This is a genomic window from Pseudomonas sp. St29 (genome assembly GCF_001547915.1).
Lineage (GTDB): Bacteria > Pseudomonadota > Gammaproteobacteria > Pseudomonadales > Pseudomonadaceae > Aquipseudomonas.
In genome coordinates this window covers 1,544,110-1,569,693 of the sequence record NZ_AP014628.1, presented here as the reverse complement: position 1 = coordinate 1,569,693, position 25,584 = coordinate 1,544,110, and the positions used below count along the sequence as shown (strand labels likewise).

At 65.2% G+C, this 25,584-nt stretch carries 25 protein-coding genes; 7 read left to right on the top strand and 18 right to left on the bottom strand.

Annotated elements, in window-relative coordinates; translation table 11 throughout:
- Window positions 1–29: 29 nt before the first annotated feature.
- The 5 genes from PST29_RS07095 to PST29_RS07075 all read left to right on the top strand — a co-directional run bounded on the left by PST29_RS07095 (window position 30) and on the right by PST29_RS07075 (window position 5,349).
- On the top strand, window positions 30–578 hold the full coding sequence (locus PST29_RS07095) for an RNA polymerase sigma factor (RefSeq protein ID WP_060837925.1): 549 nt from the start codon (window positions 30–32) through the stop codon (window positions 576–578).
- A complete protein-coding gene (locus PST29_RS07090) occupies window positions 575–1,537 on the top strand; it encodes a FecR family protein (protein WP_060837924.1) in 963 nt (320 codons plus the stop codon). The genes PST29_RS07095 and PST29_RS07090 overlap by 4 nt, the downstream gene beginning before the upstream one ends.
- Before the next feature lie 119 nt (window positions 1,538–1,656).
- Window positions 1,657–4,218, top strand: coding sequence for a TonB-dependent receptor (locus PST29_RS07085; protein WP_060842689.1), 2,562 nt, complete (start codon window positions 1,657–1,659; stop codon window positions 4,216–4,218).
- A gap of 210 nt (window positions 4,219–4,428) precedes the next feature.
- Window positions 4,429–4,719: a hypothetical protein gene (locus tag PST29_RS07080; RefSeq protein WP_060837922.1), complete on the top strand. Its 291-nt coding sequence runs from the start codon at window positions 4,429–4,431 to the stop codon at window positions 4,717–4,719.
- A 9-nt stretch (window positions 4,720–4,728) separates the two neighbouring features.
- On the top strand, window positions 4,729–5,349 hold the full coding sequence (locus PST29_RS07075) for a hypothetical protein (RefSeq protein WP_060842687.1): 621 nt from the start codon (window positions 4,729–4,731) through the stop codon (window positions 5,347–5,349).
- A 3-nt stretch (window positions 5,350–5,352) separates the two neighbouring features.
- Here the strand turns inward: PST29_RS07075 and PST29_RS07070 are convergent, their stop codons facing one another.
- The 8 genes from PST29_RS07070 to PST29_RS07035 all read right to left on the bottom strand — a co-directional run bounded on the left by PST29_RS07070 (window position 5,353) and on the right by PST29_RS07035 (window position 13,188).
- Window positions 5,353–6,561: an ABC transporter substrate-binding protein gene (locus tag PST29_RS07070; RefSeq protein ID WP_060842686.1), complete on the bottom strand. Its 1,209-nt coding sequence runs from the start codon at window positions 6,559–6,561 to the stop codon at window positions 5,353–5,355.
- Window positions 6,561–7,568, bottom strand: coding sequence for a CobW family GTP-binding protein (locus PST29_RS07065; protein WP_060842685.1), 1,008 nt, complete (start codon window positions 7,566–7,568; stop codon window positions 6,561–6,563). The genes PST29_RS07070 and PST29_RS07065 overlap by 1 nt, the downstream gene beginning before the upstream one ends.
- Window positions 7,565–7,864, bottom strand: coding sequence for a hypothetical protein (locus PST29_RS07060; RefSeq protein WP_060837918.1), 300 nt, complete (start codon window positions 7,862–7,864; stop codon window positions 7,565–7,567). The genes PST29_RS07065 and PST29_RS07060 overlap by 4 nt, the downstream gene beginning before the upstream one ends.
- A gap of 13 nt (window positions 7,865–7,877) precedes the next feature.
- Complete coding sequence (locus PST29_RS07055; protein WP_060837917.1) at window positions 7,878–8,627, bottom strand: SDR family NAD(P)-dependent oxidoreductase; 750 nt, start codon at window positions 8,625–8,627, stop codon at window positions 7,878–7,880.
- Between the two features lie 130 nt (window positions 8,628–8,757).
- On the bottom strand, window positions 8,758–9,519 hold the full coding sequence (locus PST29_RS07050) for an SDR family NAD(P)-dependent oxidoreductase (RefSeq protein WP_060842684.1): 762 nt from the start codon (window positions 9,517–9,519) through the stop codon (window positions 8,758–8,760).
- Window positions 9,520–9,531: 12 nt separating this feature from the next.
- Entirely contained in the window at window positions 9,532–10,872 is a 1,341-nt protein-coding gene (locus tag PST29_RS07045) for an MFS transporter (protein ID WP_060837915.1), read from the bottom strand.
- A gap of 28 nt (window positions 10,873–10,900) precedes the next feature.
- Window positions 10,901–11,782, bottom strand: coding sequence for a polysaccharide deacetylase family protein (locus PST29_RS07040; RefSeq protein ID WP_060837914.1), 882 nt, complete (start codon window positions 11,780–11,782; stop codon window positions 10,901–10,903).
- Window positions 11,783–11,829: 47 nt separating this feature from the next.
- Window positions 11,830–13,188, bottom strand: a complete 1,359-nt coding sequence (locus PST29_RS07035) for an amidase (RefSeq protein ID WP_060842683.1) — start codon at window positions 13,186–13,188, stop codon at window positions 11,830–11,832.
- Between the two features lie 367 nt (window positions 13,189–13,555).
- Here PST29_RS07035 and PST29_RS07030 point away from each other — a divergent pair, with 367 nt between their 5' ends.
- Entirely contained in the window at window positions 13,556–14,557 is a 1,002-nt protein-coding gene (locus PST29_RS07030; RefSeq protein ID WP_060837912.1) for a GntR family transcriptional regulator, read from the top strand.
- Window positions 14,558–14,690: 133 nt separating this feature from the next.
- Here PST29_RS07030 and PST29_RS07025 read toward each other — a convergent pair whose 3' ends face one another.
- The 7 genes from PST29_RS07025 to PST29_RS06995 all read right to left on the bottom strand — a co-directional run bounded on the left by PST29_RS07025 (window position 14,691) and on the right by PST29_RS06995 (window position 20,097).
- Window positions 14,691–14,996: a ribbon-helix-helix domain-containing protein gene (locus PST29_RS07025; protein ID WP_060837911.1), complete on the bottom strand. Its 306-nt coding sequence runs from the start codon at window positions 14,994–14,996 to the stop codon at window positions 14,691–14,693.
- A 14-nt stretch (window positions 14,997–15,010) separates the two neighbouring features.
- Entirely contained in the window at window positions 15,011–15,592 is a 582-nt protein-coding gene (locus PST29_RS07020) for a DJ-1/PfpI family protein (protein WP_060842682.1), read from the bottom strand.
- A 155-nt stretch (window positions 15,593–15,747) separates the two neighbouring features.
- Window positions 15,748–16,962: a class I SAM-dependent methyltransferase gene (locus PST29_RS07015; RefSeq protein WP_060842681.1), complete on the bottom strand. Its 1,215-nt coding sequence runs from the start codon at window positions 16,960–16,962 to the stop codon at window positions 15,748–15,750.
- A 169-nt stretch (window positions 16,963–17,131) separates the two neighbouring features.
- Window positions 17,132–17,749, bottom strand: coding sequence for a TPM domain-containing protein (locus PST29_RS07010; RefSeq protein WP_060837908.1), 618 nt, complete (start codon window positions 17,747–17,749; stop codon window positions 17,132–17,134).
- Between the two features lie 29 nt (window positions 17,750–17,778).
- Entirely contained in the window at window positions 17,779–18,537 is a 759-nt protein-coding gene (locus PST29_RS07005; protein ID WP_060842680.1) for a TPM domain-containing protein, read from the bottom strand.
- A 33-nt stretch (window positions 18,538–18,570) separates the two neighbouring features.
- Complete coding sequence (locus PST29_RS32495; RefSeq protein WP_269768396.1) at window positions 18,571–19,419, bottom strand: TPM domain-containing protein; 849 nt, start codon at window positions 19,417–19,419, stop codon at window positions 18,571–18,573.
- A 69-nt stretch (window positions 19,420–19,488) separates the two neighbouring features.
- Window positions 19,489–20,097: a LemA family protein gene (locus tag PST29_RS06995; protein ID WP_016965469.1), complete on the bottom strand. Its 609-nt coding sequence runs from the start codon at window positions 20,095–20,097 to the stop codon at window positions 19,489–19,491.
- Window positions 20,098–20,336: 239 nt separating this feature from the next.
- Between PST29_RS06995 and bglX the strand changes: the two genes are divergently transcribed.
- On the top strand, window positions 20,337–22,628 hold the full coding sequence (gene bglX, locus PST29_RS06990; RefSeq protein ID WP_060837905.1) for a beta-glucosidase BglX: 2,292 nt from the start codon (window positions 20,337–20,339) through the stop codon (window positions 22,626–22,628).
- A 184-nt stretch (window positions 22,629–22,812) separates the two neighbouring features.
- On the opposite strand, the gene PST29_RS06985 is transcribed toward bglX, so the two are convergent.
- The 3 genes from PST29_RS06985 to PST29_RS06975 form a co-directional block, all read right to left on the bottom strand.
- Complete coding sequence (locus tag PST29_RS06985; RefSeq protein ID WP_060837904.1) at window positions 22,813–23,970, bottom strand: phospholipase D-like domain-containing protein; 1,158 nt, start codon at window positions 23,968–23,970, stop codon at window positions 22,813–22,815.
- A gap of 1 nt (window position 23,971) precedes the next feature.
- Window positions 23,972–24,553 carry a YceI family protein gene (locus PST29_RS06980; RefSeq protein ID WP_060842678.1) on the bottom strand — a complete coding sequence of 194 codons (582 nt, stop codon included), beginning with the start codon at window positions 24,551–24,553 and terminating at the stop codon, window positions 23,972–23,974.
- Window positions 24,554–24,776: 223 nt separating this feature from the next.
- Entirely contained in the window at window positions 24,777–25,547 is a 771-nt protein-coding gene (locus tag PST29_RS06975) for an IclR family transcriptional regulator (RefSeq protein WP_060842677.1), read from the bottom strand.
- Between the last annotated feature and the right edge of the window lie 37 nt (window positions 25,548–25,584).

Sequence of the window (25,584 nt, the reverse complement as noted above, 5' to 3'; positions counted from 1 at the left end):
TGCTCACCGCGTCGTCAAGAAGGATATCCATGTCTCGCTCCAAGCCCGACTCTGCACTGGCGGACTCTGTCCGCGGGTTCTATGCGGACATCCTGCATTTCCTGCGCAAACGCACGGACAACGCCAGCGACGCGGCGGACATGACCCAGGACGTGTTCACCCAATGGCTCGACTACCGGGACCGGGACCAGGTCGAACAGCCCCGGGCCTTCCTGTTCCAGATGGCACGCAACCTGCTGCGCGATCATTGGCGGCGCCAGCAGGTGCGCTCCAGGGTGCATCACCAGGTCCATCCCGAGTCAGGCTTGGACACTGAGCCCCTGGCCGACGAACAGCACGAGCCACTGCCCGCCGCCCAGCGCCTGCAACGCCTGGAACAATTGAAAGAAGTCCTCGCCCAGCTCTCGCCGCGGCGCCGCGAAGCCCTTATGCTGCACCGCTTCGAGGGGCTGAGCCAGACGCAGATCGCCGAGCGCATGGGGATTTCCGTGAGCATGGTGGAGAAACACATCGCCTTTGCCCTGCTGCATTGCAAGCAACACCTACAACGAGAAAATGGCAAGGAGCAGCCTGAATGACCCGCTTTTCCGGCCCCCAGGACGACCTCGACAGCGAGCAGATCGATGCCCAGGCCGCCAGTTGGTTCGCCCGTAACCGCAATGATCCGGACCGGGCCACGCGCAAGGCGTTCGACAGCTGGATCAGTGAACCGGCCCATGCCCGGGCCTATGCCGAGTTCGAGCAGTTGTGGGTCGATCTGGCGCAGTTGCAGCAGCTGAACCGCCCCGTGCCGCTCCCCCGGCGCAAGACGCCGCTCTGGCGGCCGGCCCTGGCAGCGGCGGCCGCGGTGCTGTGCGCGGTGCTGGCGCTCAACCTGGGGACACCCCAGGCGCCTTACCGGCAGCAGATCGCGGCACAGGAACAGGGCGCCCGAGCCTTCAAGCTGCCGGACGGCAGCACCCTCTACGTCAATGCCAATACTCAGGTGAAGGTGGATTTCAGCGCCCGGCAACGGGATATCTACCTGCAGCAGGGCCAGCTGTACCTGGAGGTCGCCGCCGACCAGGAGCGCCCGCTGTGGGTGCACAGCGGTGCGGCCAAGGTCCGGGTGGTGGGCACCGCATTTGACGTGCGCCGCGGTCAGCGCCAACTGGTGGTCAGCGTGGCCCACGGCCAGGTGGCGTTCAGCCCGGACGGCAAGCCCGGGGAACTGACCCTGCTGGGGGCCCGGCAGCAGGCGGTCTACGACCTGCACCAAGGCACCTTGCGCCAACAGTCCCTGGACCGCGACGAAGTGGCCGACTGGCGCAGCGGGCGCCTGGCCTTTCGCAACCGCGACCTGGCCAGCCTGGTGGACGAGCTGAACCTCTATCGGCGGCAGCCGGTGCAACTGGCCGAGGGCTCCATCGGCGCCTACAAGGTGTCCGGCAACCTCGACGTCAACGACCCGGATGCCCTGGTCAAGGCCCTGCCCGCCCTGATTCCGGTGAAAACCCGGGTCCAGGCCGACGGTCAGTTGAAGATCGAAGCCCGCTGAGCAATACATGAGAATATTTTGCATTCGCATATGAGGTATTTTTTCACTGCCGCGTCTTCCTCCTGTCTGCGCTCTGTCCGCAGCGCCTTTCTGGCCTTTAAGCCGCTCTGGGGGATGTCATGTTTCGCGCGTTCTTGCCTGTTCCGTTAGTCCGTACCCGCCCAACCCTGCTCGCCGCCTGCCTGGCCTTCAGCCTGCAGGTCCAGGCCGGGCCGTTGCATTTCCAGTTGCCGGCGCAGCCCCTGGCCGCGTCCCTGAGTCAGGTCGCCCAGCAGGCGAAGATCCAGCTGCTGTTCGATGAGCAATTGCTGCGCAACGCCAAGGCACCGGCCCTGCAGGGGGACTTCAGCCCCGAAGAGGCGATCCGCAGCCTGCTCCAGGGCGGCCCGTTCAATCTGCTGAAGGTCGACAACACCTACGTCGTGCGCCCCGCCGAAACCAGCGTCAGCAGCGGCTCGGCCCTGCAACTGGGGGCCATGAGCGTGATCGGCAACGGCACCGAGGTCGACGCCGCCAGTGTCGGCCGCTCGACCCTGAACCAGGCGGAAATCGATCGCCACCAGTCCAACAACGTGGTCAGCCTGATCGACACCCTGCCCGGCGTCAGCCTCGGCGGCTCGCTGAAACCCGGCGGCCAGACCATCAACATCTGGGGCCTGGGGGACGCCGAGGACGTGCCGATCACCGTCGACGGCGCCACCAAGAGCGGCTTCGAGCGCTACCAGCAGGGAGTGATTTTCATCGAGCCGGAACTGATCCGGCGGGTGGAAGTGGAAAAGGGCCCGCACTCGCCCAAGACCGGCAACGGCGGTTTCGGCGGCACCGTGCACACCGAAACCAAGGACGCCCCGGACCTGTTGCAGGACGGGCGCAACGCCGGCGCCATGGTCAAGTACGGCTACAGCAGCAACGACCATCAACAGGCCTACACCTCGGCGGTGTATGGCCGTTCCGACGATCATCGTTTCGATGCCCTGGCCTACTGGACCAAGCGCGACGGCGACGACATGAAGCTGGCCAGCTCCGTTCCCGACCCGCGCAATGAATACCTGATCAACCCCAAGCGCCAGCCCAACACCGCCCAGGACCTGGAAGGCGAGCTGTTCAAGTTCAACATGCAACTGACCGACGAGCAGCGCCTGGGCCTGAGCTACATGCGCTCCGACAGCGACATCTGGGCGCCCTTCTCGGCCAAGAGCTACCCGGCGCCCCCCAGCAAGGCCAACATCGACAAGTACGGCTACGACGGCGCCACCAAGCGCTACCTGGCCCAGCGCAACACCATCGACACCACCTGGCTGACCAAGTACGAGTACCAGCCGGTGGACAACCCCTGGATCGATCTCAAGGTCCAGTACTCCAATTCCACGACCGATCAGACCGACGAACGCGGCCCGACCGCTTTCTATCAACCGGTCACCGGCGGTCGCAAGATCACCGTGGGCTACGAGGACAAGATCCTCGAAGTGACCAACATCAGCCGCTTCAGCACCGGTTCCCTGGACAATGCCCTGACCCTCGGCACGCAGATCCGCAAGCACACCCGCGAGGTGGACATGTGGATGCCGGGCAAGACCTACGAAGTGCCCAAGTACAACTACGGCCACTACCAGCCGGGGTTCATGCCCCATGGCAAGGTCGACAACAACGCCTTCTACATCCAGGACGCGGTGACCCTGGGGGACTTCACCCTGACCCCGTCGCTGCGCTACGACCATGTGCGCAACCGTGGCCAGGAAAACGACGCGCCGCTGTACAACAGCACCAACCCCAAGGACGGCCATGACTACGGCGACAAGACCTACACCGGCTGGTCGCCGCGCCTCTCGGCGTTCTGGAACGTCAATCCGAACCTGGCGCTGTTCGCCGACTACAGCAAGACCTGGCGCGCACCGGTAATCGACGAGCAGTACGAAGTGCAGGCCCCCGGCAGCACCCGCTCGGCCACCAGCCGCAACCTGGACCCGGAGCGCATCACCGCGTTGCGCGCGGGGACCCTCCACAACTTCTCCAAGGTGCTGGCCGACAACGACAACCTGCAGATCCGCACCACGGTGTTCCAGAACAAGATCAGCAACGAGATTCTCAAGGCCACCGGGATCGGCTGCGCGGAACAACTGAGCACCGGCAAGAGCATCGCCCAGGTGTGCAAGGAGTCGCCGATGTCGGTGTATCGCAACATCGGCGACCTGACCATCAAGGGCTTCGAAGTCGAAAGCTACTACGACTCCAGCTACCTGTTCGGCGCCCTGTCCTACTCGTGGATCACCGGCAAGCACCAGGGCGCCTACACCAACCCCTGGGGGCCGAACGTCTGGGCCCGGGACATTCCGCCGCGCAAATGGGTGGCGACCCTGGGAGTGAAGATTCCCCAGTGGGATGCCCAGGTCGGCTGGCAGGGCCAGTGGGTGCGCCAGACCGACCGCCTGCCCAGCGACAAATACCCCAGTGGCCCGGCCAGCAGCCTGGGCGACTCCTACTGGGACCAGTACGGCAATGACCGCTACAACGTGCAGGGCCTGTTCGCCAACTGGAAGCCCCAGCAGGCCTACCTCAAGGGCACCGAAGTCAACTTCACCCTGGATAACATGTTCAACCGCGACTACCGCCCGGCCCTCAGCGGCGACAACGCCTACAGCGTCGGACGCAACGCCAAGATCAGCGTGACCCGCTTCTTCTGACGGCCACTGGCTGCGGTGCATCGGACGCACCGCAGCAGGCCAGCCGTTGGCCATCACCGATGTATTGCAAGCCATTAACCCGACCCTGCCGCCCGCGCCTGCCGGGCTAAGATCGACTCCCCCCTGAACACCGCTGAAAGGCCGTTGGGCGCTTTCAGTCAACGTCCCATTGATTATGTACGACGACTGTCGTACAACCGAGAACGCATCATGGACAGAGGCTTCAGGAAGGTCAGGCGGGACCTGATCAATGCACTACAAAGCGGCAACTATCTGCATGCCGCGCGCGGTTCGATCGAGGTCAAGAACCTGCTGGCCACTGGCGAGGTTTCGGCGGGCCAACTGATCGAGGTCATCGGCGCCTGCAAGGGCACCGACCACCATTGCAGTGCCCACCACAGCGTCCCGGACCTTGCCGTCCATGTGCTGAAGAAGGCGGGCTGGTACATCAAGTTCTACTTTATCGAGCCAGAAACCTGGTTCATCAGCGTTCACCGATGAGGGCAACCCATGAAACTCTATCTGCAGGGCGACCGGGGCAAGGCGCTTTGTGAGCATTGCCAACAGGTCGTGGGCATCACCTACACCCGCCGCGACGTCCCTTTCAGCGACGGCAACGGCCAGGCCCGGGAGGTCCTGGTGGGGGTCTGCGACCTGTGCGCCACGGTGGTGGCCATCCCGCCCCAGTCGACGCCGGCGATCAAGGAAGCCCGCAAGCAGTCATTGACCTCCATCGAGGCGCGGCTGCCGGCGGTCTACCTCGATGTGCTGGATGCGGCGATGCACTCGGTGGCCGAAGACGCCGGGGTGCAGATGCGCAAACTGTTCTTCAGCTACTACTTCAGCGCTCCTCCGGCGTCTTCCCTGGAGCAGGTGCATGAGGGCTTCGCCGCGTACCTGGCCGAACAGGCCGAGGCCCGCCAGTTGCCGGCCGTGCCGGCCATGAAACGCCTGTCGCTGAAGGTCAACCACTATGTGGCCGAGGATCTCGCGCGCCTGCTGCAAGCCACCCGGATGACCCAGACCGAGCTGCTGAAATCGCTGATCGCGCAAATGCGCCTGGACGTGCTGGAAGGCGGCAACCCGGCGGTGATCGCCGACCTGCGCCAGCTGGCGCGCCTGGGGCTCTAGTCCTCAGCCTTTGCCGCGGCCCGCCGCCCGGCCCGCCCGGAGGAAATCGCCCCAGCGCCGCACCAGGTAGTTGTGCTCGTCCATCACCGAGTTCCACACCGCGATGTGCCCCATGCGCTGCTGGTAGGAACCGCCGTCGCGAGTCTCGCCGATCTCGATCAGCGGCGCGCCATCGCTGCCCGGCAACTCCTCCCGGGCCGGCTTGCCGGCATACCAGTAATCCCACTCGGCGCTGCTCAGGTGATCACGGGTACGCGCCGGGTTGCCGATGTAGTAGCCCTGGCGCGCCATCACCGCTCCGGGCCAGCCCGACAGCCACCAGTTGAGATAGGCGTAGGCCGCGTCCAGCACCGCGCCCTGGGCATGGCGCGACAACGACAGGCCGCCGAACCAGGCGCGGTAGCCCTCCCGCGGCACCGCCAGACGGTATTTGACCCCGGCGCGGTGCAGGCGCATCAGGGTCGGCGACCACAGGCTCTGGATATCGATGCGCGGGCTGAGCATCAGTTGCGCGGCTTCTTCGTCGTCCGACCAGAACGCGGCGAAATGCCCTTCGCGCTGCTTGCGTACCAGGATCTGTGCCAGCCGGTCGATCTCCTCGATGCTCAGGTTGCCAATGTCCTTGAACGACTCCAGGCCACAGCCCTGCACTGCCAGGGCGGCATCCAGGGCACCGATCGCGGCGTCGCTCTGCAAGGCGATGCGCCCGCTCCACGCCGGCTCCAGCAGCCAGCCCCAGCTTTCGTTGGCGCTGCTGAACCCGGCCGGCAGGCGCTCCGGGCGGTAGGCAAAACTGTCGGCGTTGTGGGTCAGCGGCAGCATGCTGATGCGCTCGCTGACCGTGCTGCCCAGGCTGCCGTCGTGCTGCACGTAGAGCCGCTCGCTGGGCACGCTGCCACTGCCCAGGCGATCGCTGGGGGACAAGCGTCCGCGCTTGGGCAGGTCGTTGATCTCGTGCCACAGGGCAATGCGCCGGGTATCGATGGGTTGGATCGCCTGGGCCGGCCAGACGAAATCGACGTTGTGAAACCACTGGTCGTAGAGGTCGTAGCTGTCCGGCTGCATCACCGCGATGCGCTGGGCCTGTTCCACATCGTGCACCTGATACACCAGGCGAATGCCCAGGTCCTGTTCGGCACGCAGCCGCAGGGATTCGAGCAGGGTCACCGAGGTGCCCAGTACCCGCAGGGTGACCGGTTGCGTCGCGGCCATCAGGCACTCTCCCCGGTGACCGGGGCGAAGCTGCGGGCGAACACCTCGAAGGAATGGCGCAGTTGCTCGGGCTCAAGCCCGCGCAGGATAAACACCAGCCGCGAGCGATGATCGGCACTGGGCCAGCGTGGCAGATGCACGGGAGCATGCAGGCAATGCTGCACGCCATGAATGACGATGGGGGCCTGGCTGGCGTTGACGTTGAGCAATCCTTTCACCCGCAGAATTCGTTCGCCGTGGCATCTTAGCAGCATCGACAACCAGACCCCGAAGCCCACCCAATCCAGCGCTTGCTCGAACTCCAGGCTGCACACCTGCGCCGCGCCATGGGACGCAGGGGCGACCGTCAACGGCCGCTGCAACTGCCAGCGCGCCACCTCCCGCTCGGCCGTCGCCCCGCGCAGCCCCTCGCCCAGCAACAGCTGGTCACCGCTCCGGATCTGCCGGGTCAGCAACAGCGGCGCCCCGGGGTTGAGCCGTTGCAGACGCTCACGCAAGGCGGCCTGGGTCGCCTCGTCGACACAGTCGGTCTTGCTCAGCAACAAGCGGTCCGCGGCCGCCACCTGGGCCAGCCACTCCGGATGCAGGCGCTCCTGCAACGCCGCGTGGCTGGCATCCACCAGGGTCACCAGCAAGCCGATGTGCACCCGCCCACGCAACTGCGGATCGTTGTTCACCGTGGCCAGGATCGGGGCCGGGTCGGCCAGCCCGGTGGTTTCCAGCAGCACCCGGCGAAAGGCCGGGACCTCGCCGCGGCTGCGTCGCGCCAGGAGCCCGAGCAAGGCCTCTTTCAATTCGCCGCGAATCGAACAGCAGACACAGCCGCTGGGCAGCAATACGGTATCCGGCGCCACCTCCTGCACCAGCAGGTGGTCGATGCCGATATCGCCGAACTCGTTGATCAGCAACGCCGTGTCGCCCAGGCTCTGATCCTGCAACAGGCGATTGAGCAAGGTGGTCTTGCCACTGCCGAGAAACCCGGTGATGACGTTCAGGGGCATGCTCATGGCTGTTGCTCCAGGTGTTTGAGAAGCACAGGGTCGAGAGGGTCCAGGGGCCGGCCCAGCATGGCCTCGGCCAGGCTCCAGAGTTGCTCCAGGCCGCTGGCCAGCTCCTGGCGGCCAGTGGCCCCGAGCAGCAAGTAGGCCGAGCCCTGGAAGTCCTCGACCTTGAGCCGCAACGGCGCCAGCACCCGGTTGATCGCGGCGATCCTGCGCAAGCGCTCGCGGCGCCGGGGCAGTTCATCCCCCAGCGGATCGCTCCAGTGCACGTCTTCGCCCAGCAGCCCGCATAAGCCGCACATGTTCAACCCTCCTTCATGGCATGACGTCGCCGGAGTTCGGGCCCAGGGTCTGGCCGACGAACAGGTTGCCCCCCGGATCGCTGGCCAGCAGCACCGCGGTGGGCGCCACTTCATCGGCGAGGCCGAAACGCCCCAGGGGCAGTTCGGCGGCCTTGGCGGTTTTCCAGGCGCTGCTGATGCCGGCCACCAGCGGCGTCTCGATCGGTCCCGGGGCGATGGCATTGACCAGCACGTTGTCCTTGGCCACTTCCAAAGCCAGGGACTTGGTGAAGCCGATGACCCCGGCCTTGGCCGCGGCGTAGTGGGTCAGCTCTGCGCCGCCCTTGATCCCCAGCTGCGAGGCGACGTTGATGATCCGCCCCCAGCGCTGCACCAGCATGTGGGGCAAGGCCCGCTGGCTGGCGATGAAGACGCTGGTCAGATCGACGCGCAGCATGTCGTTCCACATCTCGATGGACAGGTCGACGCAACGGGCCTGGGTCAGCATGCCGGCGTTGTTGACCAGGATATCGATGCCGCCGAAATGCTCGACGCAGGCATCGACCCCGGCCTGGGCGCCTTCGACGCTGCCGACATCGGCCACGCATTCGACGACTTCGGCGCCCAGTTCGCGACAGGCTTGGGCGCTCTCGGCCAGGCGCGCGGGGTCGCGGTCGGCCAGCAGCAAGCGGGCACCGGCGACGGCATAAGCCCGAGCGATAGCGGCGCCGATGCCGCTGCCGGCACCGGTGATCACGGCGCGGCGGTTGTGCAGGTGTTGCATGTGCAGCACTCCTTAAAAAAGCTCAGCCCCTGGACGCCCCCGAAGGGGCGCGGCTGATTTGAGGACGTTGAAGGTTTGGCATTAGAGCGATGCGCAGCCTCGCAGGCTCGGCAGCGGCTACACCGTGGGTTCAATCCGGCCAGCGCACCGTCAGGCCGCCATCGATGACGATGCTCTGCCCGGTCAGGTAGCTGGACTCGTCGCTGGTGAGAAAACGCACCAGCGACGCCACTTCATCGGCTCGCCCGACGCGCCCCAGGGGAATCGCCCTGGCCGCCTTGGCCAGCCCTTCCGGGCCCAGGGAGTTCTGGCTGTCGAGGGACTGCGGAGTCTCGATCAGCCCCGGGATCACCGCGTTGCAGCGAATGCCCCTGGCCGCCAGTTCCACCGCCAGCGAGCGGCACAAGCCCGGCACCCCGGCCTTGGCTGCGGCGTAGTGGGCGTGGTCCTGCCAGCCGTAGACGCCGCCGGCAATCGACGAAATCGCCACCAGGGCACCGCCCTCGCCCATGTACCTCACCGCCGCGCGAAAGGTGCGCATGACTCCGGTCAAGTCGACATCGAGCATGGCGTTCCAGGCCTGGTCGGTCATGTCCAGCAGCGGCGCACGGCGCAGCAGGCCGGCATTGGCCACCGCGTAATCGAGACGGCCAAAGTGCGACGCCGCCTGTTCCGCCAGGGCGTCCACCGAGGCGCTGTCGGTAACGTCCAGGGGCAGCATCAGGCATTGCCCGCCCGCCTGGGCCACGAGGTCGCGGGTGGTTTGCGGGTCATGGGGATCGGCGGGGAAGTACCCGCCCACCACCGCCACGCCGCAGCGCGCATAGGCCACGGCCAGGGCCTGGCCGATGCCGCTGGCGGCACCGGTGATCAAGGCGACTTGTCGAGTCATGGATCAGTTTCCTTATTGAACGGTTTCAGGACGCACATGGCGCGCGGCGAACATCAGCGCACCGGAGAGAAAGCAAGGCAGCGCGCCGAAATACAGCGCCGAGGTCTGCCAGTCGCCACCGGCGGACAGCACCTGGGTCGCGCCGAAGCCCGCCACCACCGCACCGATCGGGCCCATGGCGTGGATGATCGCGCCGCCGGTGGCGCGGATGCTGGTGGGAAAACTCTCACTGATGAAAAACAGCGCCGCCGAATACGGGCCGATCAGGAAGAACAGGCCCAGGCTGTAGAGCCCCACCACCATCGGCAGGTTGCTCGGGCCGTAGAGCATCCCGGCGAACGACAGGCCGCCAAGCATCCAGCCCAGGCCGATGACGTTGCGCCGGCCGATCTTGTCGCCCATCCAGCCGTGGCTCAGGTAGCCGCAATAGCCCACCAGGTTGGACAGCACCAGGATGATCAGCGAGTTCTCGAAGGAGATGTGGTGCACGCTGACGATCACCGACGTGCCCAGCACGCTGAACACCTGGATCGCCGCCCAGTTGAGCAGGATCGCCGCGCCGATCACCAAAGTCGCGCGCCGCGCCGGGCCCCGAAAGGCCGCGGCCAGCCCGGCCTTGCTGTGCTCGTCGTAGTCCACGCCGTAAGTCAGGGCCACCGCCTGGGCTTCGCTGACCGAACCGCTTTTGCGCAACTGGCTGATGCGCTGGTGGATCTGGAACTGCGGGCTCTCCTTGAGCTTGCGCGCCATGACCGCGATGACGATGGCCGGGATCGCGGCAAAGATGAAGCAGCCCTGCCAGCCGATGATCGGCAGCAGCACCGCGGTCAACCCGGCGGCGATCAGCGCCCCCACCGGCCAGCCGCCCTGCACCAGGCTGTAGATGAAGCCCCGGCGCTTGGCCAGCTTCGGATCGTCGGACGCCGCGTACAGCTCACTGAGGTAGGTGGCGTTCACCGTTTCCTCGGCGTAACCCAGGCCGCCCAGGGAGCGGATCAGGATCAGCGGCGACTTGCCCCAGGCGCCGCCGATGGCGGTCAGCGCCGAACAGATGGCCGAGCCGCTGACGGTGAAAATGATGCCCATGCGCCGCCCCAGCTTGTCCACCAGCGGCCCGATGGCCAGGGCCACCACCGCGGTGCCCACCGCCACCCAGGTGGCGATCTCGGCCTGCTCGACCTCGCCCCAGCCGAAGTGCCGGCCGATCTCCGGCAGCAGGGTGCCAAACAGAATGAAGTCGTACACCGCGAAGACCCAGGCGAAGAAGGCGATCCAGGTGGCGAAGCGCACTTGGTCCGGGGTCAGCTGCTGGGGTTTCCACCCAGTCAGGTCGAGCTTGTTATAGATAGACATCAATCACGCCTCGATGAAGTGGCCGGGATCAGCGGTTGCGCGGGTGGCGGCGGATAAAGTCGTCGGCGATCTCGTCGAAGGTGACGAAACGCACGCCGGCGTGGCTCTGGATGTGTTCGATCAGGCGTTCGAGCATCAACAGCACTTGCGGACGGCCGGAGACGTCGGGGTGGATGGTCATGGTGAACACCGCGTGTTCATGCTCGCGGTAGACCCAGTCGAACTGGTCGCGCCACATTTCTTCCAGGTGTCGCGGATTGACGAAGCCGTGGCTGTTGGGGGCTTTCTTGATGAACATCATCGGCGGCAGGTCGTCCAGGTACCAGTTGGCCGGGATCTCCACCAAGTCGGTTTCCTGGCCGCGCACCAGGGGTTTCATCCAGGTGTCGGGGTGCTGGCTGTAGTCGATCTTGGTCCAGCTGTCACCGACCCGCACGTAGTAGGGGTGGAAGTCGTTGTGCATCAGGCTGTGGTCGTACTTGATGCCCTTTTTCAGCAGCAGCTCGTTGGTCACCTTGCTGAATTCCCACCAGGGCGCGACGTAGCCGGTGGGGCGCTTGCCGGTGACCCGGGTGATCAGCTCGATGGACTTGTCGAGCACGATCTCCTCCTGTTCGGCGGTCATGGCGATGGGGTTCTCGTGGCTGTAGCCATGCACGCCGATCTCGTGGCCGGCATCAGCCACGGCCTTCATCTGCTCGGGAAAGGTTTCCATGGAGTGCCCGGGGATGAACCAGGTGGTGCGCAGGCCATAGCGCTCGAACAGCTTGAGCAGGCGCGGCGCGCCGACTTCCCCGGCGAACAGGCCCCGGGAGATGTCGTCCGGCGAATCCTCGCCGCCGTAGGAGCCGAGCCAGCCGGCCACCGCGTCCACATCGACACCAAATGCACAGAGAATTTCTTTAGCCATGAGCGGCCTCCAGTGATTGCTTGTTGTTGGAAAAAAATCGTCGGGGCCTAGCGCGGCAGCACCGCCTCCAGCGTCAGGGCCGTGTTCAGCAACTGCCGGTCATGGCCCTGGGGCAGGCTCAGCAGCAACCCGGTGGGCAGGCCCTGGGCATCGCGGCCGCTGGGCAGGGCCACCCCGGGCATGTCGAGGAAACTGCCGGGCATGGTCAGGCGCAGGGTCGCCAGGTTGGTCCGGGCAAAGAGTTCGTCGTCCTGCTCCAGGGGCGCCAGGGGCGGCGCCACATGGGCCACGCTGGGGGTGATCAGCACCGCACCGTCCAGTTCGTCGTGCATTTGCTGCTGCAACTGACGCCGCGCCTGGTACAGCCGCAACAGTTGGCTGGCCGGCATCTGCCGGGCGCTTTCCAGGCGCCGGCGCACCCGTGGGTCCAGTTGCTCGGCGTACTCGCTGTCGAGCAACGGCTGGTGCAGGGCGAAGGCCTCGGCGGCGCCGAGCCAGCCGTGTTCCTGGATCAGTTGCAGGGTGGCTTGCAGGCTGTGCAGCGGCCGATGCTCCACCCGCGCCCCGGCCTGTTGCAGGCATTCGACCACCTGCAGCAGGTTGGCGCGCACCGCCGCTTGGGTGCGGCTGTCGTCGAGCACTGGCGAATCGACCCAGAAGCGCTGCCCGGCCAGGCTGCGCGGCAGCGGCAGTTGCCGTGGGTCGCCACCGCGCAGCAGAGCGTCGATCACCCAGGCATCGCGCACGCTGCGGGTCAGCGGCCCGAGGCTGTCGAGGCTGTGGGCCAGGGGAAACACCCCGTCGCGGTCATAGCGCCGGGATGTGGCGCGGTAGCCCACCAGGCCATTGAAGGCCGCGGGGATGCGGATCGAACCGGCGGTGTCGGTGCCCATGGCGATCGGCACGATACCGGCGGCCACCGCCACGGCGGAACCTGCCGAAGAGCCACCGGGAATCCGTGGCTGGGCATCGCTGTGGGGATTGATCGGGGTGCCGAAGTGCGGATTCAGGCCGAGCCCGGAGTAAGCGAATTCGCTGAGATTGGTCTTGCCCAGGCTGACCAGCCCGGCGCGGCACAACTGCCGCACGCTGGGCGCATCGACGCCGGCCGGCGCTGCATCGCGCCGCACCTGGGCAGCGGCGGTGGTGATGCTGCCGGCGAGGTCGAACAGATCCTTCCAGGCCAGGGGCACGCCATCCAGCAGGCTCAGCGGCTGGCCGTCACGCCACCGGGCGGCAGCCGCCTCGGCCTCGCGCCGGGCCCGGGCCGGGCACAGGGAAATGAACACATGGGGCGTCGCCTCGGCCAACGCCAGGGCCTGCTCCAGGACCTGGACCGGATCGGTGCGGCCCTGGGCGAAGGCTTGGGCCATCGCCGTGGCGTCGCTCAACGAATCTGGATGCATGGCTCACTCCGCAAATCAATAAAATGTACTAATTATTAAAATGTACATTTTATTCAGAGCAGATTCCGTGCCAGCTCAAAAGCCCGCGCACCTCGTCACCCGTTCCGAAAACTTGGAAATGGCCCTGGAATATCGAGGCAGAGTGGGTTGCAGAGACAGGCCGCCGGGCCACCGACGGAGAAAAGCCTCGCGCCTACTCATGCCAATTAAATAATGTATCTTTTATTAAAAAGTACATTTTGGTGCAGAAAGGTAACAACCCGGCCATGAAGGCCCCAGGACGGGGCAGGCAAACGTGGCACTCAGTGACACTCGGCAACTGTGAGAGAATCCCCGGCCATCGCCGCCCAGCCCCCTAGAGGAACCGATGAAAGCAGTGTCAGCAGAGGACCCGCGCACCGCATCGCGCTACGCCATGATCCGTCAGGTATTGCGCGACGCCATCCTCCAGGGCACCGCCCTGCAGGGCCTGGTGCTGCTGGAAGCGCCGCTGGCTGAACTGTTCGGCACCAGCCGGGTGCCGGTGCGCAAGGCCCTCGACCTGTTGCACGGCGAGGGCCTGATCAGCCGTTTTGATGGCCGCGGCTACCTGATCAACCCCCAGGGCCTGGAGATCGAACCGCTGCGCCTGCCCCTGAGCCATGCGCACCTGGGACTGGCCAGCGATGAAGAACTGGTGGACACCCGCCCTCTGGGAGAACGGATCTACGAGGAACTGAGCGGCGCCCTCTCCACCTGCATCGCCTTTGGCCACTTCCGCCTCGACGAACAGGCCGCCGCCGAGCACTACGGCGTCAGCCGCGCGGTGGTCCGCGAGGCGCTGATGCGCCTGCGCGATCGCGGCCTGGTGGAAAAGGAGCCCTACTCTCAATGGCTGGCCGGGCCGCTGACCGCTCGCGAAGTCACCGAAGACTACGAACTGCGCGCCTGCCTGGAACCCGAGGCCCTGCGCCAGAGCGCCCCGGGGCTGGCGCGCGAGCACCTGGAACAGATGCTGGAACGGGTGACCCAGGCGCAACAGGCCGAGCATTGCGACCTGGAGGTGCTGGAGCGCCTGGAAGAAGACCTGCACCAGCACTGCCTGAGCGGCTTGCACAACCGCAAGATGGCAGCGCTGATCCGCCAGGCCCAGAGCCCGATGATCATCAACCGGATTTTCTACCGCCTGCTGGGCATCGGTGCCGACCCGGCGATGCTCGCCGAGCACCGACTGATTCTCGAACTGTTGCTGCACGGTGCCTTCGACGCCGCCGCCCTGAACCTCAGGGAACACCTGCAACGCGCCCGCCAGCGCATGCTGCAACGCCTCAAAGTGCTGGCGGTGCTCCCGGAACCGCAACTCCCGGGCTTCCTCAGCAAAATCAGCTGAGCCCGGGCGCCGCTGCCGAGCCCGCGAGGCTGCGCAAAGGTCCGCTGGACCTTGCTTGGCGATCGCCCGCCAAACCTTGAGCGGCCTTCAGAAACCCGCGTCCCTGCGGGCCGTTCGCAGCCTGCGGCAGCGGCTACAGTGCGTTGCGCCGCACCAGGCTGAGATCGGGCGCGGCAGTACGCCGCTGGCTCAGGTAGCGGGTGCAACTGACCCGCAGGAAGGAAGCGAAGTTCACCACTTCGCCGCGGTAGTCCATGACCTCTTCATACAGCTTGGCGATCAGCTGGTTGGTGGTCATGCCGTCGGCTTCGGCGATCTCGCTGAGGATGTCCCAGAACTGGTTTTCCAGGCGCAAGGTGGTGACCACGCCACAGATGCGCAGCGAACGGGAGCGGGACTCGTAGAGAATCGGGTCGGCCTTGACGTACAGCTCGCACATGGCGTGGTCCTCGCTTACAGGGTGATTTTGGTGCCCAGCAAGCCCAGGAAACCGGCCAGCCAGCTGGGGTGCGCCGGCCAGGCCGGGGCGGTGGCCAGGTTGCCCTGGACGTGGCCTTCGGTCACCGGGATATCGATGTAGGTGCCGCCGGCCAACCGCACTTCCGGGGCACAGGCCGGGTAGGCGCTGCACTCGCGGCCTTCAAGGATGCCCGCCGCGGCCAGCAGTTGCGCGCCGTGGCACACCGCGGCGATCGGCTTGCCGGCCTGGTCGAACTCCTGGACCAGTTGCAGCACCTTGGCGTTCAGCCGCAGGTATTCCGGAGCGCGTCCGCCGGGGATCAGCAGCGCGTCGTAATCAGCGGAGTTGACCTGGGCGAAGTCGAAGTTGAGGGCAAACAGGTGCCCCGGCTTCTCGCTGTAGGTCTGGTCGCCCTCGAAGTCGTGGATCGCCGTGCGCACGGTCTGCCCGGCGCGCTTGTCCGGGCACACGGCGTGCACCGTGTGACCGACCATCAGCAGCGCCTGAAACGGCACCATCACTTCGTAGTCTTCGACGTAATCGCCAACCAGCATGAGGATCTTTTTCGCGGCCATGGAGTGGACTCCTTTCAGGGAAAGACGTGAGCGGAAGAAGTACTCAAGGTAGTCCCATTACGCCAGCCCGGGTAATAGCCTGGTACTACAGCGGCAAGCGGCAAGCTGTAAGCGGCAAGTGGCTGGCTTGCGGCTTGCGGCTTGTCGCTTGTCGCTTACAACTGCTGGTCTGCCTTGAGCAGGGTTTCCAGGCAGTGCTCGCTGATCTGGTAGAAGGCCTTGAGTTCTTCGATCCTGGCCAGCAGCGGGGTCGGGTCAACCGGTTCGGCACGCTTGACCGCCAGGATCATCTTGTTCTTGTTGGTGTGTTCCAGGGAGATGAACTCGAAGACCTTGGTTTCATAACCGCAGGCTTCGAGGAACAAGGCCCGCAGGCTGTCGGTGACCATCTCTGCCTGCTGCCCCAGGTGCAGGCCGTATTGCAGCATCGGCTTGAGCAGCGCCGGGCTCTGGATCTGCTGGCGGATCTGCTTGTGGCAGCACGGCGAGCACATGATGATCGCCGCGCCGGAGCGGATGCCGGTGTGGATCGCGTAGTCGGTGGCGATGTCGCAGGCATGCAGGGCGATCATCACCTCCAGCTGGCTGGGGGCCACGCTGCGCACGTCACCGCACTTGAACACCAGGCCCGGGTGCGCAAGGCGCTGCGCGGCGGCGTTGCACAGGGTCACCATGTCCTCGCGCAATTCGACGCCGGTCACCTCGCCCTCGACCTTGAGGGTGTTGCGCAGGTAGTCGTGGATGGCGAAGGTCAGGTAGCCCTTGCCGGAACCGAAGTCCGCCACCCGTACCGGCTGATCGAGCTTGATCGGCGAACTGCTCAGGGCGTGGCTGAAGACTTCGATGAACTTGTTGATCTGCTTCCACTTGCGCGACATCGCCGGAATCAGCTCGTGCTGCTTGTTGGTCACCCCCAGGTCGGCGAGGAACGGCCGGCTGAGATCGAGGAACCGGTTCTTCTCACGGTTGTGCTCGGCCGACGGCACATCGCGCTGGGTTTGCGGCTTGCCCTTGAACAGCGAGCTCTTGCCCTTCTTGCTGTATTCCAGCTGCACTTCATCGGTCAGGGTCAGCAGGTGGGCGTTCTTGAACGCGGCCGGCAGCAGCTCGGCGATGGCGGCGCTGCCTTCGTCCAGGGTGAAGTTCTTGGTGATGTCGCGGGTCTTGTAGCGATAGACGAAGGACAGGCACGGCTGCTCCTTGACCGTCAGCTGCTTGATGATCAGGCGTTGCAGGTCCGCCTCCGGGCCCACGTGCTTGGCCAGTACCAGCTTGATAAAGGCGTTCTGCGCAAGGCTGGTGTCGAGCAATTGCAGGAACTGGGCGTGATGATCCGGCGCGGAGCGGGCGGAAGGAGCAGTAACGGACATGGGGGCAGGTGCCTCGGGCGATGCGGGGTGTGAATCAGGGAGTGGCGGGTATTTTAGGGAGCAAATCCCGTCGGGGCACGGAGTTATTCACCCGACGGTAAAAATTCGTCGCCCCAGGGCAGTGCAAGGCTCAGGGGCCATGGGCCGGCAAGCCGGCCCCCAAGGGAGCTCAGTTGAGCACCACCAGGCGGTTGGGCAATTCATTGCGCACCTGGGTCAGGGGCACATGGGCCTTGAGCAGTTCGCCGCTGGCCTCAATGCAGTCGAGGAAGCCCTGCAGGGTCTGGCCCTGCCGGACCTGCTGGGTAAAGTTGCGCACGATGCCGTTCCACTGCTTGTTATCCAGACGCTTGGAAATGCCCTCGTCCACGAGGATTTCCACGTAGCGCTCGGCTTCGCTGACAAAGATCAGCACCCCGGTGCCGCCCACGGTGTGGTGCAGGTTCTGTTCGAGGAACTGGCGCCGGGCCAGGTTGGAGGCCCGCCAGTGGCGTACCGAGCGCGGGATCAGCCGGGTGGTGATCCGCGGCAGGCGAAACACCAGGCACAGCACGATGAAGGTCGCCCATTGCGCCAGCAGCAACAGGTGCATGTTCAGCCAGCCGGTGGCGTAGTGCACCAGCCCCGGCACCACCAGCGCCAGCAGGCTGGCCCAGAGCAGCGGGATATAGGCGTAGTCGTCGGCCCGAGCGGCCAGCACTGTCACCAGTTCGGCGTCGGTCTGCTGCTCCACCCGGGCAATGGCTTCGGCCACTTGCCGTTGTTCGTATTCACTGAGTAATGCCATGTCGTTGGATTTCCGCTTTTTATTTTGAGTTACCAGCCGCCGGAGGAACCGCCGCCGCCAAAACTGCCGCCGCCACCGCTGAAGCCGCCACCGCCGGACCCACCACCAAAACCGCCACCGCCGAAACCACCCCCACCACCGCCGCGACCGCTGGTGGTGGTGATGAAACCGAGCGCCTGCGCCACCATCACCACCAGGATGAACAGCAGCACCATGAAGAGGAACAGCCACGGGTGACGCTGGACAAAATCGTCCTGGGGACTGCTCTCGCCGCCGCTGTCGTAGGCCGTGGCCGGCTCGTCCAGCGGCGTGCCGCCGAGCACCAGGAGCATGGCCGAAACCCCGTCGCTGATGCCCTTGCTGAACTGCCCGGTCTTGAACGCCGGAGTGATCACCTGGTTGATGATCACCGAGGCCTGGGCGTCGGTCAGGCGCTCCTCCAGGCCGTAGCCCACTTCGATGCGCAGCTTGCGCTCGTCCCGAGCGACGATCAGCAGCGCGCCGTTGTTCTTGTCCTTCTGGCCGATGCCCCAGTGGCGCCCCAACTGGTAGCCGTAGTCCTCGATGCTGGCGCCTTGCAGGTCCGGCAGGGTCACCACCACCAACTGTTCGCCGGTGGCCTGTTCGTGGGCTTGCAGTTCCCGAGTCAGCTGGGCGCGGACGCTCGGCTCGATCATCTGCGCGTCGTCCACCACCCGCCCGGTCAGGGCCGGGAACCTGAGTTCGGCCTGGGCCGAGACCGCGAAGACCCAGAGCAACAGCACCAGGCCGATTTTATAGAGTCGCATCAGCACCTCATCCTTAATGTTTGTCCGCGTGTACTACCAACTGCCAGACGCCCCGCCACCGCCAAAACTGCCACCGCCGCCCCTGAAACTGTCCGAATCCAAGCTGGAACTGGAGCTGGAGCTGGAGCTGCTGGAGTCGAACCAGTCGAATGAACCGCTGCTCGCACTGCTGTCGCGCTCGGCCCTGGGCTCGCGCCTGGACGAGTCATCGCCGGTGTCGCGCCGCCCGGCGCTTGCCGCTTCACCGTCGTCGCGCGTGTAGAGCAAGAGCCCGACCAGCGGCACGCCGACGAACACCGAGAAAAACACCAGCTTGAACCACCACAGCCATTCGATCTGCTGGTACCAGCTCTGCACCACCCAGCGATGCTCCAGCATCCGCGTGCTGTTGGGCTCCAGCAGACGCACGATGGAGGTGGTGCCGGTAATGATCCCGGAGGAGTACAGCTCATCCTTGAAGTACGGAATGATCGAGTCGTTGATGATCAGGTGCGCCCAGATATCGTCGATCCGCCCTTCCAGCCCGTAGCCCACCTCGATCCGCACCTGGCGCTCGTCCTTGGCCACCAGCAGCAGGACACCGTTGTTCCTGTCCTTGCGGCCGATGCCCCAGTGCCGGCCCAGTTGCAGGCCGAACTCCTCGATGCTGTAGCCGCCCAGGCTCGGCACCGTGACCACCACCACCTGGTCGCTGGTGCTTTGTTCAAGCCGTTCGAGCATCTGCGTCAGGTAGACCTGCGCCGAAGGCGTCAGCAACTGGGCGGTGTCCACCACACGCCCGGTCAACGGGGGGAACAGGCTTGCAATCGGTGCCGCTGTCGCCGTGGCCGTGGCCGGTGCAGGCCCGACCTGGACAGAGGGCTGCGTCGCACGCAACGGCACCCCATCCATGGGTGTTGAACCTGAGGGTTGCGCCAGTACGACGCCACTCACCAGCCCCAGCCACGGCCATCAGAATTTCACTTGCGGCGCTTTGTCGGCGTCAGGGCTGGTGGCTTCGAAGGATTCACGCACCGGCAGGTCGCTGTACATCAGGCTGTGCCACAGGCGGCCGGGGAAGGTGCGGATCTCGGTGTTGTACTTCTGCACCGCCAGGATGAAGTCGCGACGGGCCACGGCGATGCGGTTCTCGGTGCCTTCAAGCTGGGATTGCAGGGCCAGGAAGTTCTGGTTGGCCTTGAGATCCGGGTAGCGCTCGGACACCACCATCAGGCGGCTCAGGGCTCCGCTCAACTGGTCCTGGGCCTGCTGGAACTGCTTGAGCTTTTCCGGGTTGTCCAGGGTCTTGGCGTCCACCTGGATCGAGGTGGCCTTGGCCCGCGCCTCGATCACCGCGGTCAGGGTTTCTTCCTCGTGCTTGGCGTAGCCCTTGACGGTTTCCACCAGGTTGGGGATCAGGTCGGCGCGGCGCTGGTACTGGTTCTGCACCTGGCCCCAGTCGGCCTTGACCTGCTCGTCCAGGGTCGGAATGTTGTTGATGCCGCAGCCGCTGAGCAGGCTGGTGAGCAGCAACAGGGCAGCGACAGGCCAGCTCGAACGCAGGCTTTGAGTGATGTTCATGGGTGGGGCTCCTTGCACAACCTGATTGAAATGAAGCTTTTGCCCGGTTTCACACATCCTGTGGGCAAAATCTGCCTGCGCCACTGGAATGCATCGGGCTGATGGGCTAAAAGATGCCCAGCGCGAAAAAGAGTTCAGAAGTGTGCGGGAATTATCTGAACAACAATAGTCGCTCCCTAAATTTTGGCTGTTCGACGCGTCACTCATGCGTCGGTCTTGAGCCCTTGAGAACACTATTCATGAATAAGCTGTGTTTGCTGGGCCTGCTGGTCAGCCTGGCCAGTCACCCTGTATTGGCCGAATCTGCCCCGGTCCCCCTGGAAAACAAAGACGCCTTTATCAACGACCTGCTCAAGCGCATGACCCTGGAAGAGAAGATCGGCCAGTTGCGCCTGATCAGCATCGGCCCGGAAATGCCCCGCGAGCTGATCCGCAAGGAAATCGCCGCGGGCAATATCGGCGGCACCTTCAACTCCATCACCCGCCCGGAAAACCGGCCGATGCAGGACGCGGCCATGCGCAGCCGGCTGAAGATCCCGATGTTCTTCGCCTATGACGTGATCCACGGCCACCGGACCATCTTTCCCATCAGCCTGGCCCTGGCGTCCAGCTGGGACATGGACGCCATCGGCCGCTCCGGGCGCATCGCCGCCAAGGAAGCCAGCGCCGACAGCCTGGACATCACCTTCGCGCCGATGGTGGACATCTCCCGCGATCCGCGCTGGGGCCGCACCTCCGAAGGCTTCGGCGAGGACACCTACCTGGTCTCGCGCATCGCCAAGGTCATGGTCAATGCCTACCAGGGCCAGAGCCCGGCCCTGCCGGACAGCATCATGGCCAGCGTCAAGCACTTCGCCCTGTACGGCGCCGTGGAGGGCGGTCGCGACTACAACATCGTCGACATGAGCCCGGTGAAGATGTACCAGGACTACCTGCCGCCCTACCGCGCAGCCATTGACGCCGGTGCCGGCGGGGTGATGGTGGCCCTGAACTCGATCAACGGCGTGCCCGCCACCTCCAACACCTGGCTGATGAACGACCTGTTGCGCAAGGAATGGGGCTTCAAGGGCCTGGCGGTGAGCGACCACGGGGCGATCATCGAGCTGATCCGCCATGGCGTGGCCAAGGACGGTCGCGAAGCGGCCAAGCTGGCGATCAAGGCCGGCATCGACATGAGCATGAACGACTCGCTGTACGGCAAGGAGCTGCCGGGGCTGCTCAAGTCCGGCGAGATCGAGCAGAAGGACATCGACAACGCCGTGCGTGAAGTACTGGCGGCCAAGTACGACATGGGCCTGTTCAAGGACCCTTACGTGCGCATCGGCAAGGCCGAGGACGACCCGGCCGACACCAACGCCGAAAGCCGCCTGCACCGCAGCGACGCCCGGGACATCGCCCGCCGCAGCCTGGTGCTGCTGAAGAACCACAACGACACCCTGCCGCTGAAGAAAACCGCGAAGATCGCCCTGGTCGGCCCGCTGGCCAAGGCTCCGATCGACATGATGGGCAGTTGGGCCGCCGCTGGCGTGCCGGCGCAGTCGGTGACGCTCTACGACGGCATGCGCAATGTGCTGGGCGACAAGGCCCAACTGGTCTACGCCCGGGGCTCCAACATCACCGCCGACAAGAAGGTGGTGGACTACCTGAACTTCCTCAACTTCGATGCCCCGGAAGTGGTGGACGACCCGCGCCCGGCGCAGCAGATGATCGACGAAGCGGTCCAGGCGGCCAAACAGGCGGACGTGATCGTCGCCGCCGTGGGCGAATCGCGGGGCATGTCCCACGAGTCTTCGAGCCGTACCGACCTGCTGATTCCCGCCAGCCAGCGCGACCTGATCAAGGCGCTCAAGGCCACCGGCAAGCCGTTGGTGCTGGTGTTGATGAATGGCCGGCCACTGTCGCTGCTGGAAGAAAACCAGCAGGCCGACGCGATCCTGGAAACCTGGTTCAGCGGCACCGAAGGTGGCAACGCCATCGCCGACGTGCTGTTCGGCGACTACAACCCGTCGGGCAAGCTGCCGATCACCTTCCCCCGCACCGTGGGGCAGATCCCGACCTACTACAACCACCTGACCATTGGCCGGCCGTTCACCCCGGGCAAGCCGGGCAACTACACCTCGCAATACTTCGACGACACCACCGGCCCGCTGTTTCCGTTCGGCTATGGCCTGAGCTACACCAGCTTCAGCCTGTCGGACATGGCCCTGTCCTCCACCACGCTGAACAAGAGCGGCAAGCTCGACGCCAGCGTGACCGTGAAGAACACCGGCAAGCGTGACGGCGAAACCGTGGTGCAGCTGTATATCCAGGACGTGGCCGGGTCGATGATCCGCCCGATCAAGGAATTGAAGAACTTCCAGAAAGTCATGCTCAAGGCCGGTGAAGAGAAGTCCATTCACTTCACCATCACCGAGGACGACCTGAAGTTCTACAACGCCCAGCTCAAGTACGCCGCGGAACCGGGCGACTTCAATGTGCAGATCGGCCTGGACTCCCAGGACGTCAAGCAACAGAGCTTCGAACTGCTCTGACCCCTGACACCGGCCGGCGCATGACCTGCGCTGGCCGGCTGCCGCTGCAATCGCCACAACCCCCGCAATTCCTGTAGCCGCTGCCGAGCCTGCGAGGCTGCGCAAAGGCCCGCAGGGCCTTGCTTGGCGATCTTGAGATGTTGCGTCCCTTCGGCCGGTTCGCAGCCTGCGCCAGCGGCTACGGTCAGCCGCGCCGGTCCAGCAGGTTGACCACCAGACGGTCGACCCAGCCCCAGATCCGCTGCTTGATCCGCCGCCACAACGGCCGGTTGCGCCACTGCGCCAGGCTGATCTCTTCGCTCTGGGCGAAATCCGCCTCGAAACTGGCCGCCACCGCGCGGGTCAGCGACGGATCCAGGGCTTCGAGGTTGGCTTCCAGGTTGAAGCGCAGGTTCCAGTGATCGAAGTTGCACGAGCCGACGCTGACCCAGTCGTCCACCAGGGCCATCTTCAAATGCAGAAACCGCGGCTGGTATTCAAAGATCCGCACGCCGGCCTTGAGCAGGCGCGGGTAGTAACGGTGCCCGGCATAGCGCACCGCCGGGTGATCGGTGTTCGGCCCGGTCAGCAGCAGGCGCACGTCGATCCCCCGGGCCGCGGCCTTGCGCAATGAACGGCGCACCGACCAGGTGGGCAAGAAGTACGGCGTTGCCAGCCAGATGCGCTGCTGGCCGCTGTGCAGGGCGCGGATCAGAGAGTGCAGGATGTCGCGATGCTGGCGAGAGTCGGCATACGCCACCCGGCCCATGCCCTCCCCCGAGTCAGGAACGCGCGGCAGATGGGGCAGGCCGAAATCCACACTGGGCTTCCAGGCCCCCCGGTGCAGGTTGGCACTCCATTGCCGGTCAAACAGCCGCTGCCAGTCACGCACCGCAGGGCCGGCGATCTCCACCATCACTTCATGCCAGTCGCAGCTGTTGTGCTCGGGCTGCCAGAAATCATCGGTGACCCCGGTGCCTCCCACCATTGCCAGGGACTGGTCCACCAACAGCAGCTTGCGATGGTCGCGGTACAGGTTGAGCAGGCCCTGGCGCCATTTCAGGCGGTTGTAGAAGCGCAGTTCGACACCGGCAGTTGTCAGGCGCTGGCGCAGGGGCTGGGTAAAGGCCAGGCTGCCGTAGTCGTCGAACAGGCAACGCACCCGCACCCCGCGCTCGGCGGCCTGGACCAGGGCCTGAACCATGGCCTCGGCGCAGGCCCCGGCCTCCACCAGATACAGTTCCAGCTCCACCTGTTCTTGGGCGCGAACGATGGCCAGCAGCATGCGCGGAAAGAATTCGGGACCATCGATCAGCAACTCGAAGCGGTTGCCTTCACGCCAGGGAAACACCGCCGCGCGCATTTCAGCGCGCCGTGAAGATCAGCACCGCACCCACCGGCACCGAGAAACTGATGGCCGAAAGCCCCGCGAGCTTGCGCAGGCTGTCCAGCCCCGGGGCCAGGTTGAAGTCTTCGGCGTTGAGCACCAGGGGTTCCAGGGTCACCACCTGAAAGCGCCGGTCATCCAGGCGGGTGGCCAGCAGTTCGGCGTTGTAAGTGTGTTCCTGGCCGTGCAGGGTCACGGTGACCGGCAGCAACAGCTCGATCTGTGCACCGGGAGCCAGGTCGTTGATCGGGCGCAGGTTGATGTGTGCGGTGATCTGCGCCTCGGGAAACTGCTGCACCTGGAACAGTTCCTGGCGCATGCGTTCATCGCGCAGAGGAATGCCGCTGCTGACCGAGTCCATCTCGATCTGCACCAGCGCCTGGCCCTTGCCATCGACCTTGCCGTGCAGCACCAGGAAGCGCTGCACTTCGGAAATATTGGCGTTCTTGGTGGTGATGAAGGACACGCGGGATGACTCGTTGTCCAGGTACCAGTTGGCCTGGACCGGCAGCGCCAGTACCCCGAGCAGGCTGAGAATTAGGCGGATCGGCGTACGCATGCAAGCTCCCTTGAACAGAAGGCGCCACCTTAACCGGCTGCCGTAAGGCTGGCAAACGCCGTGCTCGGGCGGCGCCCTGCGATAGAGTGGCAAGCCGCGGCTTTAGTTCAGGAACAAACCTGCGGCGCTCGCGCCGGACGGATCCGGGCCTTGCTCGGCGCCCCGCTGCCAGTCACGCCAAGCATGGATCACGCATTGCGCGCCTGCGCCGCCCGGTAGTGGCTCAGACGAGGGTTTTCTGCAGCTGTTCGACGGTTTCGGCCAGCAATCGCAAATGACGACTGCGCACCTGCTCGACACAGGCCAAATCCATCGGCCAATGCAGGGCGATGCTGCCGATCACCCGGCCTTCGGCCTGCAACGGCAAGGCCACGGCGCGGATCAGAAAAGGCAGGCGCACCGGATACTCCCAGTGGCCTTCAGTGCGCTGGCCAAACCCCAGGTGCTGGGACTGGGCGCAAGCCTGTTGCTGATCTTCGACCGGTACTCGCTCGCGCTCGGCCAACCGCTGGACTTCAGCGCTAGCCAGGGCCCCCAGGCAAGCCTTGCCCATGGCCGAATGAAACAGGCTGGCATGCTGGCCGACAATCCGGCTGTTGATCGGGTAACGCTTGCGCAACACCGGGGGCACTGCGCTTTCCAGGACTTCAAGGTGCTCGCCGTCGAAACCCGACAAGTCGCTGACCAGCCCGGTGCGTGCACTCAATTCCAGCAGCCAGGGCACCGCCTGCTCCACCAGGCGGCGCTTGAACCGTTGTCGGCTGTCGCCGAACAGACTGCGCGCGCTCAAGCGATAGCGCCGGTCACTCAAGCCCCGGTAGATCCAGCCCTGCTCCTGCAAGGTCAGCAACATACGCGACACCGTCGCCTTGGGCAGCCCGGTCAGGTAGTGCAACTCCTCCAGCCCCAGGGCCTGGTGCTGACCGAGTAACTCGACAATCCCCAGGGCCCGTTCCACGGAACGCACACTGCCGCTTTCGACCTTGCTGGCCATGGTCCGAACTCCCTGACTTGAGAATGGGTAAAGCCGT